Annotated in this window: 13 protein-coding genes; 9 read left to right on the top strand and 4 right to left on the bottom strand. The window is 29.2% G+C overall.

From position 1 onward, the window contains the following. Positions 1-7 precede the first annotated feature (7 nt). A complete protein-coding gene (locus P3X86_RS08990) occupies positions 8-805 on the top strand; it encodes a helix-turn-helix domain-containing protein (protein ID WP_483292339.1) in 798 nt (265 codons plus the stop codon). 31 nt (positions 806-836) lie between these two features. Here the strand turns inward: P3X86_RS08990 and P3X86_RS08985 are convergent, their stop codons facing one another. Together P3X86_RS08985 and P3X86_RS08980 are read right to left on the bottom strand one after the other, a co-directional pair. Then, a complete protein-coding gene (locus tag P3X86_RS08985; protein ID WP_483292338.1) occupies positions 837-2,150 on the bottom strand; it encodes an ATP-binding protein in 1,314 nt (437 codons plus the stop codon). After that, entirely contained in the window at positions 2,143-2,880 is a 738-nt protein-coding gene (locus P3X86_RS08980; RefSeq protein ID WP_483292337.1) for a LytR/AlgR family response regulator transcription factor, read from the bottom strand. Before P3X86_RS08980 ends, P3X86_RS08985 begins: the two co-directional genes overlap by 8 nt. A gap of 298 nt (positions 2,881-3,178) precedes the next feature. On the opposite strand from P3X86_RS08980, the gene P3X86_RS08975 reads away from it, so the two are divergent. Continuing rightward, positions 3,179-4,081, top strand: a complete 903-nt coding sequence (locus P3X86_RS08975) for a DUF1385 domain-containing protein (protein ID WP_483292336.1) — start codon at positions 3,179-3,181, stop codon at positions 4,079-4,081. 138 nt (positions 4,082-4,219) lie between these two features. Beyond that, complete coding sequence (locus tag P3X86_RS08970; protein WP_483292335.1) at positions 4,220-5,425, top strand: metallophosphoesterase family protein; 1,206 nt, start codon at positions 4,220-4,222, stop codon at positions 5,423-5,425. On the opposite strand, the gene P3X86_RS08965 is transcribed toward P3X86_RS08970, so the two are convergent. Further along, positions 5,426-5,998, bottom strand: a complete 573-nt coding sequence (locus tag P3X86_RS08965) for a hypothetical protein (protein WP_483292334.1) — start codon at positions 5,996-5,998, stop codon at positions 5,426-5,428. A 109-nt stretch (positions 5,999-6,107) separates the two neighbouring features. Here P3X86_RS08965 and P3X86_RS08960 point away from each other — a divergent pair, with 109 nt between their 5' ends. After that, a complete protein-coding gene (locus P3X86_RS08960) occupies positions 6,108-6,854 on the top strand; it encodes a hypothetical protein (protein ID WP_483292333.1) in 747 nt (248 codons plus the stop codon). 51 nt (positions 6,855-6,905) lie between these two features. On the opposite strand, the gene P3X86_RS08955 is transcribed toward P3X86_RS08960, so the two are convergent. Beyond that, complete coding sequence (locus tag P3X86_RS08955; RefSeq protein WP_483292332.1) at positions 6,906-7,562, bottom strand: helix-turn-helix transcriptional regulator; 657 nt, start codon at positions 7,560-7,562, stop codon at positions 6,906-6,908. Between the two features lie 565 nt (positions 7,563-8,127). On the opposite strand from P3X86_RS08955, the gene P3X86_RS08950 reads away from it, so the two are divergent. From P3X86_RS08950 to P3X86_RS08930, 5 genes are read left to right on the top strand one after another with little or no spacing between them, the layout of a single operon-like run. Next, positions 8,128-9,177 (top strand): radical SAM protein, encoded by a 1,050-nt coding sequence (locus P3X86_RS08950; protein ID WP_483292331.1) that lies wholly within the window; start codon positions 8,128-8,130, stop codon positions 9,175-9,177. Between the two features lie 10 nt (positions 9,178-9,187). After that, positions 9,188-9,679, top strand: coding sequence for a DinB family protein (locus P3X86_RS08945; RefSeq protein WP_483292330.1), 492 nt, complete (start codon positions 9,188-9,190; stop codon positions 9,677-9,679). Continuing rightward, positions 9,672-10,577, top strand: coding sequence for a beta/alpha barrel domain-containing protein (locus P3X86_RS08940; protein WP_483292329.1), 906 nt, complete (start codon positions 9,672-9,674; stop codon positions 10,575-10,577). The genes P3X86_RS08945 and P3X86_RS08940 overlap by 8 nt, the downstream gene beginning before the upstream one ends. After that, positions 10,577-11,350 carry a creatininase family protein gene (locus P3X86_RS08935; RefSeq protein WP_483292328.1) on the top strand — a complete coding sequence of 258 codons (774 nt, stop codon included), beginning with the start codon at positions 10,577-10,579 and terminating at the stop codon, positions 11,348-11,350. The genes P3X86_RS08940 and P3X86_RS08935 overlap by 1 nt, the downstream gene beginning before the upstream one ends. After that, on the top strand, positions 11,347-12,588 hold the full coding sequence (locus P3X86_RS08930; RefSeq protein WP_483292327.1) for a phenylacetate--CoA ligase family protein: 1,242 nt from the start codon (positions 11,347-11,349) through the stop codon (positions 12,586-12,588). Before P3X86_RS08935 ends, P3X86_RS08930 begins: the two co-directional genes overlap by 4 nt. The last annotated feature ends 2 nt before the right edge of the window (positions 12,589-12,590 follow it).

The following is a 12,590-nucleotide window of genomic DNA, read 5'->3' as shown; positions in this document are numbered from 1 at the left end:
TTATAGAGTGCGTAAATATTTAATTATTGGAGAATTAGCAGAAATGCTCAATACTTCCACTTCAAGTATTCGCTACTATGAAAAAGAAGGACTAATATCACCCTGTAATATTGATGATAACGGTTATAGACTTTATGGTTACGATGAATTATATAAATTAGAAAATATTTTATTGTTTAGAAAATTAGGTATTCCACTAAAACAGATAAAAAATATTATTGATGACTATTCTATTGATGATTACACAAAAATTTTAAATTCTTCACTTATATCAATAGATGCAAAGATTCAAGAACTTAAAAACAAAAAAAAGCATATAATTAATAATTTAAATTACGTGGAAAATTCTAAAAACATGAAGTGCTTTTATCACGTTACTCATATGCCAGAAAGAATACTCTATTGTCTTCATACGGGGAATATACTTGAATATACAATTAAAGAAACCTATGAACTCATGAAGTCACAAAGTATAAATTTTAATGATACCTATCAAGATAGCTATATTGTCCATTTAGATGAAGAGACCTTAAGTATTTGTTTGCTTAAAACTAATGATACAGAAGGATTTAAACGATTCGATAAAATAATTCTTAAGGAAGGGCTTTATTTAAGTCATGATATTTTTATAGAGGATATAACAGAAATGGATATTGAAAAATCTAAATTCTATGGTTATATAGAAGAAAATGCTCTTTATCCTATAGGTAATTTGATTGTGATTGAAAAGATAAAATATTCGGGTTTCTACTCAAACGGAATGTATTATACCCTACAGGTGCAAGTGAAGAGTTTAAAGAAGTAAAATAAAACTATACCATGATTGATATTTTCTATTAAGTTGCTATATCTTTTTGTTTTTTTCTTTTAATACAAAATAATACTATCTCTATGCAAAATACATTGTCAGTAAATGTTACATCAAAGATACCATTTGATTTGCTCACTGCTTTGCGTATACTGTCTATTCCAAAGCCATGATATTTAGACTTTTTAGTTGAGAGGATTGTGTCATTATCTTTGTTTAAAGAGTTTACATATGGATTTTCAATATGAATGAATAAGCTTTCATTTTGGTAATGCATTTGACATTTTATTATCTTATCTTTAACCAAAACTCTCTGGCATGCTTCTATAGCATTATCTAAAGCGTTTCCAAGTATAATACTTATATTGGTAGCATCAACTTTTATATTATCTGGAATTTTCAAATCAACATCAAATACTATGTCATATGATTTAGCTATTTTATATTTATATTTTATAATAGAATCAATAATTAAATTATTACAATAGGATGGAATAGTGCTAATGTCATAATCTTCTACGTGCGAGAGAATAAGCTTTTTACATTCATCAATATTTCCATTTTTCAGCTCAGATAACAAACCAACTAATATGTTTTTTATATCATGCCTAAATCTAAGAGTTTCTTTGCGAGTAGATTTTGCTAATAGGTATTGATGATTGTAATAATTTATTTCTTGTTTCAAGAGTATAGAATCATTCTGTTTTATTTTAAGTTGTATAATGTAGTTAAATAATATGAATGCGATAAAATTAATAAAAATAAGTAATAAGGCGATTATTGTATGAAACCAAGGTGATTTACCCATATAATAATAAAGATAAAATTGATAGAATCCATAATAGCTTGTAATTGGAACGATTAATATAAACGCCCAATGATATGCAGATAAATTACATTCACAAAATGATTTGCAAAATTTTTTAGCTATATATACTAAAACAAACATAATACATTTTGAAAGAAATAAGCTAATTATATAAACAGGAGTTGTATAGTTTGGGAATACAATAATACACAAAAATGATTGAACCATTGCATCGCTTAACAACATTATTGCGCAGATAAATAATACAGTTCCTATTTTCCATAGATAATTTTTATTGTAAAAGAAGCTAATAATGAGTAGAATGACGATGTTTAGACTCATGTTTACTGTGGAATACAGTGAAGACAAATGTAGAGTAAAATGCAAAGCTGTATACATAACATAGACTAACACAATATGAGAAGTTTTTTTAAAGCTACTACCTAAACAATTATAGAAAAAATAGTGAATTATAATACAGAGTAATGGTAAAGTTCCTAAATAAAATAATTCTTCTTTTATAAAATCACTCAAAATAATTCCTCCTATATTTTAGATAAGTTTCTTTAACTAATTGTCTTTTATTGTTGCTGATCGGAATTTCAGTACCATCAATAAGTATTAACATATCACTATAGATTACCTTTATATACTTTAAATTCACAAGATATGATTGGTGCGTTCTAACAAAAGCACCAGCTGAAAGTTTTAACTCTTCATTGTTTAACTTTCCATAGTACCTTATTACGTTGATTGAGGTGAATAAATAGATTACCCGGATTCTACTTTCTAGATAAATGATATCATCAAATGTAACTAGAAGCTCCCTACCTTTTTGGGTTATGGGTAAAACTAGACGCTTTCCACTACTTTTATAGCGAATAGTCTTATCTACTGCTTTTCTTAATTTATTATAAAATACATTAGCATCAACAGGTTTTTGTATGAAACCATATGGTTGTACATCAAATAACTCTAATAAATAATTGTCATGATTAGATAAGTATATTAATAATACGAAATCATTATCATCATTAGAGCGTAATTTTTTAGCCGCATCAATCCCATTCATACCTTCCATTTCTATATCCATTATGACAATGTCAAAAGGGCATTTTTCATCAATAGCATCACAAAAGGTTTCTCCTGAATAGTATATATACGTCATTATTTTTTCATTATAATACTGCTGAATATTTTTTATTCTTTTCTCAATATTTTCAACATCTATAATATTATCATCACAAATAGCAATATGTACCATAATATTTTACCTCTTCTAAGCATTATATTTTCATTATAGCATTGGTCAGATGATTTCAAAAGCATTAAAAGCGACAAGTAATTAACCGTTTTTGACATTGTATAATTTGCATATGGAAAACCATGTTAAAGTAAAGATAAATACATTGATTTGAGGTGATGATTAAGATGAGGAAAAAAGAAGTATTTATGAAAATTATCAATTATATACCATTAGCTATAGTTATTTTAGGGATACTTTTTATAAAGATTCGTAGGGTGTAGGTAGAGATTAAAATTGTGCTAAAGGAGATTTAAAGTTGAAGAAAACAGTTTATGGAGGGCAAGCACTTATCGAGGGGTTAATGATAAAAGGCACAAATAAGACATCAATCGCAATTAGAAAAACAAATGATGAGATAGAGGTTAAAAATGTTACTTTTGAAAACAACATAATAACAAAAAAAATCCCTATTGTAAGAGGGATGGTTGAATATTTCAGGATGAATGTTCAAGGTATAAAAGCAATCATGTATTCAGCTGAAATAGCAGGACTTGATAATATACCATCGTCAAAGCTAGAAGAATTTTTAATAAGAAAATTTGGGAATAAATTTAATGGAATATTACTATATTTCGCAGCGATGATATCTGTATTTTTTAGCATAGCTTTATTTGTATTAATTCCAAACTTAATTATTGGTTTTATTGGGGGGAGTAATACTATTGTTAATAATGCATTAGAAGGGATGCTCAGACTAGTTATTTTTACAGTATACATAATAGCCTCTTCAAATCTAAAAGATATGAAAAGGATATGGATGTATCATGGAGCAGAACATAAAACAATACATTGCTATGAAAATAATGAGAGTCTAACGATACAAAATGTGAGAAAGTACTCTACAAAACACTCAAGATGTGGAACATCATATATTGTAATGGTGCTAGTTATAAGTATAGTTATATTTTCATTTGTAGGGTGGTATAGCCCTGTAATTAACATGATAGTGAGATTATCATTAATGCCCTTAGTAGCAGGAATATCATATGAAATATTTAAAGGATTATATATATGTGACAATAAGCTAATCAAGATTTTAAACTTACCAGGTATGGCTTTTCAATACTTCACTACTAAAGAACCAGATGATAAGCAAATAGAAGTGGCAATAGTTGCTTTTAAAGAGGTATTAAAAAATGGAGAAGTAGAAAAATGGTAACTGAAAAATGTATGAAATATACACAAATACTATCAGATATGGTATTATAGTAATAATAAGTGCGATGAAGGGGCTGTTTATAAATTAATAATCAGTCCCGTTTGTTATTACGACATGAAGTGAAAGGATGATAGCATAATGTGCGATTCCAATAAAGTTCTTGATTTTATTAATAAAATCAAGATTAACTATGAGCAAAATGTGTATGACTTGGGGGAGGCTTTGAAACTAGATTTTTATAGATTCAAAGATATGACTGGAGTAAGTACAAATGATGATACCAATTTTGACTTAAATAAAATCTTCCAAATCCAAAGATATCTTATAGCAGAAGTTTGCAATATACATAAGGGTGAAAAAGATTCAGTTAATGAGAAATTATTAAGAGAGAATATTCATGTAAAAAAAATAAAATCGAGTTTGATAGATGGTAAAAGAGCATGTAGTATATATACATTTAATAATACAAACTACGAATATTATATAATTGGAGATATTCACTCGGATACTATTAGTTTAATTAAGATGCTAGAAGAAACTGATTTTTTTGATTGCATGGTAAAAAAAGACAAGAAAAGATGGATATTTTTAGGTGATTATGTTGATAGAGGAAAAGCGCATGTAAAGGTATTAGAGATTATATTAGTACTAAAATATTTATTCCCTAACAATGTGTATTTATTGCAAGGAAACCACGATGATGGATTATTAATAGAAGACAAAGTAAAACTTAAATTAAGAAAAAAAGATTTTGAGGTTGATGAAGATTATTTTTTATTGTATTTACAAAAATATGCAAACATAGATGTAGTTAAAGACTATCTAAAACTGTTTGAAAGCTTATGTAATATTGCAATAATCAATAATGAAAATAAATCTATATTACTGGTACATGGAGGGATACCTAGACCAAGCCAAGATATAAAAGAATATTATAAATATATCAATAGCATATCAGATTTAACTAATATTGATATTATTGATCATTTAGATAGAACTATTGTAAGCAATATGCTTTGGAGTGATCCATATAGTGGAGAAGGAGAGTTAAGAGTGAATACAGGTAGATTTAGTTTTACATATGAGCATTTTAACTCATTTAAACAAAGATTAGGATTTGATATACTAATAAGAGGACATGAGGCAGAAGAAAAAGGATATAAGAGGTTTTTTGATGACAGTCTATTTACTGTATTTTCTAGCGGTATAGTACTTGAGGATGGAAAAAACATAAATAATGAAACAGCCTATACAGCTATAACACCTAGAATAATGCATATAACATCAGACGAAATGATGTATTTGCTCAATATAAACGATATGGATGATAAAATAGTTATATAACTATTTGTCATCATCCACAGGAAATTGTATATGCAAACTAGCCAAGAAGAAATTCAAACAATCTTCCGTAGCAAAGGAGTTGTTAATAAAGAACAAGCCAGGATCGACTGTTAATCTATCTATAATAAAGAGGATATAGTAATTTATTCTAGTTAAATTTAGAGCATAGTTTAAAGGAGGAGCAATAGCATTACCATTTGAGTACACTAATGATAAAGTAGGTGCAAAATCTTCTTCAATCTTAGGAGGATTTCTAAGAGTTTCGTGAATAAAAGTATTTATATTTTTGTTAGTATGGAGTACTGCTTTCTTATTATAGTTAATTATACCTTCTTGTACCTGATATAGAAACAAACCTATTATATAAGTTGGCAGATTTATCTGAAGATTTGTGGTTATTGAAACTGAACTACGTCCATCCATTGGACTCGTACTTATGAAATAAAACAATCTGTTTTCATTTTTAAATATGAACTTCCCGTCTTTAATGATAGGGTTAGCATTGCTCAAAAAAGCACTACATGGTGGTATTTTTCCACCATCATACATACCACAGTCTGGTTTTTTTTTCATGTACTTCACCGCCACAAAAGTATTAGTAGTTAGTTTACAATATGCTATTTAATCGCATTACGTTACTATATTACAAGATATGCCAATTATAGCAAAGGAGAAATAACATATGAATAAAAAGTATTTTATTTTTATATTGGTTTTAATGTGCTTGACATATAAGGTAGCGTCCATATACTACGAAACTAAAGGTATTAAAAATGATGATGCAGATAATAAAGACAATATTGTATCTAGAACAGTAGATTTAGATTCAGATAACAAACCAGAGAGGATTGATCTATATAAGAAAGATGGAAAAAATAAGGTTAGAATATGGACAGGCACAGGTAAAGTATTAGAGAAAAATGTTTTAAAAGATAGTAAAGGGAATAAAAGTGATATTCAGCTAATGGATTTGAACAGAGACGGAGTACCAGAAATTATATTGGGTAATGATTCTAATGATAGTAAAAATATCAGTAATTTTAGATATGAAATATTAGATTATGCTAATAGGCTTAAAACCTTTAAATTTACAGTGTTATTTGAAAGAGATTATGTAACATGTAAATTGTTATCAAGTAATATCATAAGTATATCAATAAAAGGTATTAAAGATTATCAATTTAAACTTGGAAATGGATATGAGGTCAGAGACTACGAAAAATACAAATTATTTTATTACAATGGAAATAAGTTGACTGTTAACGAAGGTCAAGATACGTTTGTGTATGGCAAAGTATTAAGGGATAACCAGCTAGATTTAAGTATGGCAATCATGATTACATATAAATATGATATAAATGGCTTTAAGCCTTCTCATATAAAGATTACTAATAATGGGGATTTATTAGTAGATCAAGATATAGGTTAATAACATGATAATGATAATATAGCAGGGTATATACCCTGTTTTATTATGTAATTATATTTGCTTATTTCTAAATCGCTCGTTCATTAGCTTTGATATTTTACATAAAGCCTCTTTGGTATTTACGCAATCCAGCTTTTTTAAGATATTAGAGATATGATTGCGTATAGTGTCTTCCGATACAACGCGTTTTTTTGCGATTTCTTTTCTAGTCAAATTCAACCGTTTTAATTTAACAATCTCTTTTTCCGTAGGAGTCAAATTAAATTCTGTTAGAATTTTATCAAAGTATAATTCATCAAGCATTGCTATTGTATTAAGAGGAATGTGATACTTAAAAGTATCATCTTTTACAGAAAAAAAATTAACCAATTTTTTAAAGATTAAATAGTCCTTGTAACAATAAGAATTACTAAAATGTACAGATATTTCTGATATAGTATTTGACTCTAATACAAAATTTAAAATAACTATAGATGACGAGATAACGTTTTTTAATGATAATATGTACTTTTTATCAACATAGTCATGCTCATCGGCATACTTTATAAGAAATATTAAGTTAGGGTTTAGAGTTACTATTTTACTTATAATTGGATCATCTAAATCATGGTATTTTATATTTACAATATTTTGGTTAGTAAATATTTCAGTATTGTTAGGGCGCAATGTTTCAGATTGATAAAGTATTACAGTTTTCTGATCAATCATACAAACCTCCTCTGTCTTAATTATTATAGAAAATATTAACACGTAATACATTAATGCTATAATATGACATATTCTATGAGTTAATGCTATTATAAATCTATAATAAAATAAAGTACTATATTTTTAGTACAATTTCGACAACTTAAACTATATCTTTTTGCTAAATGTATGTTATTTAAGCAGTTTTAAAATTACAACAATAAATTAATAATCAAAAATGGAGATGTTTAGTAAAACATTTCCATTTTTTTATGTAAGTCATACTAATATGTGACTTACAAATTTTACTAAACAAATGTAATATTATTGTGTGACCCAAGGGTACTTGCCTAAATTTTTATAAGGAGGGATAAATATGTGGAAAGAAGCTGTTAAAAAATCTACATCAGGTTGGCAATCAGCGTCAGGCTGGCAGTCAGCATCAGGTTGGCAATCAGCATCAGGCTGGCAATCAGCAGTAAGATAAACAATATAGCTAAAGAGGGCTGTATCATAATGCATTGAAACAGCCCTCGGGCTATCAAAAAACAAGACGGCTTAGTTTTGGGAGAGATTATCAATAGGAGTGATTACTATTTTTAAATTATCTAATAGAGCATATTATGAAATAACTAACGCGTGTAATTTAAGTTGTATTCATTGCTGCAATTACACTGAAGAAGATGTTAATTTTTTAGATATTGATGATATATTGCAGTTTCATAGTAATCTTAGTAAATATGGAATTGTTGATAGTGTTATAACTGGGGGAGAGCCTACTTTGCATAATGATTTCGAAGAATTAACAGAGAGAATGTGTGAAATAGGAAATGTAGTTGTAACTAGTAATGGCGTAGCTAGAGATGCAAAATACTATCTAGATTTAGTATCGAGAAATGAAAAGATATTTTTACAAGTCAGTTTAGATGGAATGAGTGAAAAAACACATGATGTTATAAGAGGCAAGGGGAACTTAAAAAAAGTTATTGATACAATCAATTACATTGCTGAAGCTGGATATGCACATAGAGTTGGACTTTCTATGACAATAATGAAGCAGAATATAAGCGAAGTTAGGAAATTAGTTAGTTTTGCAAGAGAAAAAGGAATAGCTTCAGTGCATTTTCCTACGCTAGTGTGTATAGGAAAAGGTAATGATAACTGGGATGATATAGCTCCTTCCATAAAAGAACAAATTGAGATAGAGGAATATCTCCTAACCGAGTTATGCAATAAAGAAAGTAACACAAAGATATCCGTAAATAGGCTGAATCATATAATAGAATCTTTAGAACCTAATAATAAAGAGTACCAACTATGTGTACCTACATTGAAAGTAGATTGCTTTGGGAACCTATTTGCTTGTCCTATAGCTAGTGGTGAAAAAAACAAAATAGGGTCTATGAAAGAGTTTAAATCATTAGAAAGTTGTATAAGCACTATAGAAAGAAGAATAAAAAGTAATGTTATAAATGTTAAGAAAGTATGTAAGGAGTGTGATGTAGCTGATATTTGCACCAAAAACTTTTGCGAAGTATGTACTTTAAATCATCTGGAAACTAACTCACAAAGTAATAAATACGCATGTCAGATATACAAACATCACTATAGAGAGATAAAAAAGATAGAAATTTAGGAGGTAAGTCATGTTAAATGAATATTTAAACACCTTTAAAGCAAACAGGCAATTAACATATGACGTCTTTAATCAATTAACAGATGAGCAATTTGGTTTACTTTGGAGTAGACCTGGATTAAATACATTTACAAAACACTTTAAAGAAATGATATATGTACAAGAAGCGTTTATAGATGCAATGTATTCAAGAAATATGAGCTTTGAGAGTGTTCCTGACGTTTTTGAGTTTGCTGATGATTTAAATAAGGATTCATTACTCAGTGATATGAAAGAAGTTGATAATAAATTGGAAAAAGCTATGAAAGAACTTAATAAAAACTCTAAGGTAAAATGGTTTGATATTGAAATCCCACTGGAAATTCATATACTGAATTTGATTAATCACGAAGTATTTCACCAAGGGATGATGACGATGGCAATGTATAACTTGAATATTCATCTACCAGAGAGTTGGAAAGAAAACTGGGCATTGCCAGCAAATGAAGATTCGAATGAATAAGGACAGTATAAATAGGCTAGAAACTGAGTTGTTGGGATTAACACTAAAGAATCCGATTATAGTAGCATCAAGCTCATTAACAGACAATGAAAAAAATATAAGAAGGTTGTTAAACTTTGGAGTTGGAGCAGTTATAACAAAGACAATTTATTTAGGCAAAAGAGTATTGAAGTCAGGTAAAATTATGACCAATAATAATAAGGGCTTATTCAATACTACTATGTACTCTAAAAAAAATATAACTAAATGGTTAGATATGCTAAGTAGGTTATATGAAGAAAAACATCCTGTTATCCCTAGTATTTATGCAGATAACCCTAAAGATTTAGCCAAACTTGCACTTGCATTGCAGAAAATTGGAAGCCCAGCTCTAGAGTTAGGGATATCTTGTCCCAATGATACTAACGAAGATACGGCTTCAAGGATTTATGAGTACACAAAAAAGGTAGATAGTATTATAGAGATACCCATAATAGTAAAACTTAGAGGTAGTGATAATTTACAGAGGGATGTATTAGCTGCAAAGAGTGGAGGAGCTAAAGCTGTAAGTATAAGTGATACGTTACCAGGAGTATTCATAGATAGAGAATCTAGCCCAAGCTTAGTCTATGAATGTGGATACTCAGGAGTGCCTATTAAACCTATTATACAGAGTTATATATTGAGAACTAGAAGTAAAATATCAGGTATACAAATCATTGGTGTAGGAGGTATACAAAATTCATCAGATGTACTCGAATATATTTCGATTGGATGTAGCGCAGTACAGATTTGCTCAGCTATATATATTAATGGAATAGGTGTTGTACCTAAAATACTAGATGATTTATATAATGATGTCCAAAATATGCGATTAACATTAAAAGATATAAAAGTGCAAAAAGCAAGGGGGAAGTAATGAGTAAAAACTCTATAAAAAAATACAAAGATTACACTGTCTTAGAGCTTAGTAAAATACTGCCTAACAATTCGCTTATGCTACCTATTGGAAGTATAGAGCAACATGGACCACATTTGCCACTGTCCGTAGATACAGATATAGCTGTTGCAATATGCAATGAGCTATGCCTTAAAAACCAATGGATACAAGCGCCACAAATAAGTTATATGAGTAGGTCACTTCCACAAAGCGGAGGAAAAAATCCATGCAAAGGAACGATATGGGTAAATGCAAGTACAGTTATAAATTATCTAGTAGATATAATACATCAATATTCAAATACAGGACTTAAAAACATATTCATAATTAATGGGCACTACGAAAACGAAGCATTTATATTTGAAGCTATAGAGATTTGCAAGGAGCGAGGCTTTTTAATTAACACAAATATTATCGCCTTAAGCTGGTGGAGTGTAGTCAAAGATGAGTTTATAAAATCCATAACAAACGATAAATTCGTAGGGTGGCATGCTGAACATGCAGGATTGACAGAGACTGCACTTATGCTTTATATAAAGCCAAATTCAGTTAGATATATAAATAAAGATTTTTCTAAGATACCAGCATGTGGCATATATTATCATAATAGTATTGATGATCTAAGTCAACAAGAAAACGGCGTATTATCAAGTTCAGAAGGTGCTTCACTAAATTTAGGCAAAAAATTATTTGACCATATTTGTGACGAATTAAGTAAAATCTTAACACAAGGAAAAGGAGGATGTGCATGAACAATAAAAATGAGCAGCTATGTAGAATAGTTGAGCATGCTGCAAAAAACACCCCATTTTATAGGAAGCTATATAAAGATAATAATGTTGACATAAATAAGTTTTTAGGGATTGATGATATTCAAAAGCTACCTATAATAACATCACAAGATTTGATAGCAAATGGAATGGATTTTATGAGTGAAAATATTGATATATATAGGATTAGTTCAAGCAGTGGAACTTCCAATAAGCCTAAAAGCTTATTTAGAACGAGAAAAGACACTGATATAGGTTCAATGGTAATGGGAAAGTTGTTGAAAATGGCTGGATTAACCAAAGGTGATTCAATATATATTGGACAACCTTTTGATATGGCTCATTTAGGATATTTGACAATGAATGCATGCGAGAGACTGGGAGTGTTATCAATACCAGCAGGATTATCGCAAAGTAATGAAAAAACGATAGAGTTACTGTCCTACTATAAGCCTACAGCAATATTTATTTCTATATCAAGGCTAAAAGCAATAACAGAAATAATCAAAGCAAAAAAACTTAATATCAAATTTAAACATATATTGGTCGCTGGAGAGCCTATGTTTGAATCTGATAGAAAGATCATCAGAGATTATTGGCAAGTAGAACCTATTGATCTTTATGGAAGTGAAGAGACAGATGGATTAGCAGGAGAGTGTAAAGCTAGAAAGCTGCACTTCATGGATGATTTGTATCACCTAGAGCTATTACCAATAGAAGGTGCTAAAAAAAATATTGGAGAAGCAGTGATTACGTCATTGTATTCAGAAGGAACGCCACTTATAAGGTATAGACTAGGAGATATAATCGAGATAATACCAGAAGAGTGTGAGTGTGGTAGCAAAAATAGAATCATCAAAGTTCATGGAAAAATTGGAGATGTAGTGACATTATTTGATGGGATCAAGTTATATGCTTATCAAATAGAAGATGTATTAAAACAGGAGTTACCTAACCTGAGTGGATATCAGATAGTATGCAGTACATTAGTACAGGGCTTAGAGGAGATAAGAGTAAAAGTTGTTACTGCAGATGTCAATGATGCAGAAAAGTTAACTAAGGAAATAGAAAACAAACTGTGGGATTGCTCATTAGACCTTGATTCAGCTAAAGAAATTGGGAGTCTAAGGTTTAGAGTAGAAATAAACAAGGATGAACTATATGTTACTAGAAGAGGTAAAACTCCAAAGATTATAGATTTAAGGATAAAGGAGAGATAGAC

The organism is Abyssisolibacter sp. ZYX002, from assembly GCF_056892235.1.
Note: the sequence above shows the minus strand (reverse complement) of the source record. Positions and strands in the feature narration are given on the sequence as shown.

Excerpts from the sequence above, each read along its gene's own strand:
- P3X86_RS08980 (WP_483292337.1), bottom strand. The coding sequence starts at position 2,880 with ATGGTACATATTGCTATTTGTGATGATAATATTATAGATGTTGAAAAT.
- P3X86_RS08970 (WP_483292335.1), top strand. The coding sequence starts at position 4,220 with ATGTGCGATTCCAATAAAGTTCTTGATTTTATTAATAAAATCAAGATT.
- P3X86_RS08965 (WP_483292334.1), bottom strand. The coding sequence starts at position 5,998 with ATGAAAAAAAAACCAGACTGTGGTATGTATGATGGTGGAAAAATACCA.
- P3X86_RS08960 (WP_483292333.1), top strand. The coding sequence starts at position 6,108 with ATGAATAAAAAGTATTTTATTTTTATATTGGTTTTAATGTGCTTGACA.
- P3X86_RS08955 (WP_483292332.1), bottom strand. The coding sequence starts at position 7,562 with ATGATTGATCAGAAAACTGTAATACTTTATCAATCTGAAACATTGCGC.
- P3X86_RS08945 (WP_483292330.1), top strand. The coding sequence starts at position 9,188 with ATGTTAAATGAATATTTAAACACCTTTAAAGCAAACAGGCAATTAACA.
- P3X86_RS08940 (WP_483292329.1), top strand. The coding sequence starts at position 9,672 with ATGAATAAGGACAGTATAAATAGGCTAGAAACTGAGTTGTTGGGATTA.
- P3X86_RS08935 (WP_483292328.1), top strand. The coding sequence starts at position 10,577 with ATGAGTAAAAACTCTATAAAAAAATACAAAGATTACACTGTCTTAGAG.
- P3X86_RS08930 (WP_483292327.1), top strand. The coding sequence starts at position 11,347 with ATGAACAATAAAAATGAGCAGCTATGTAGAATAGTTGAGCATGCTGCA.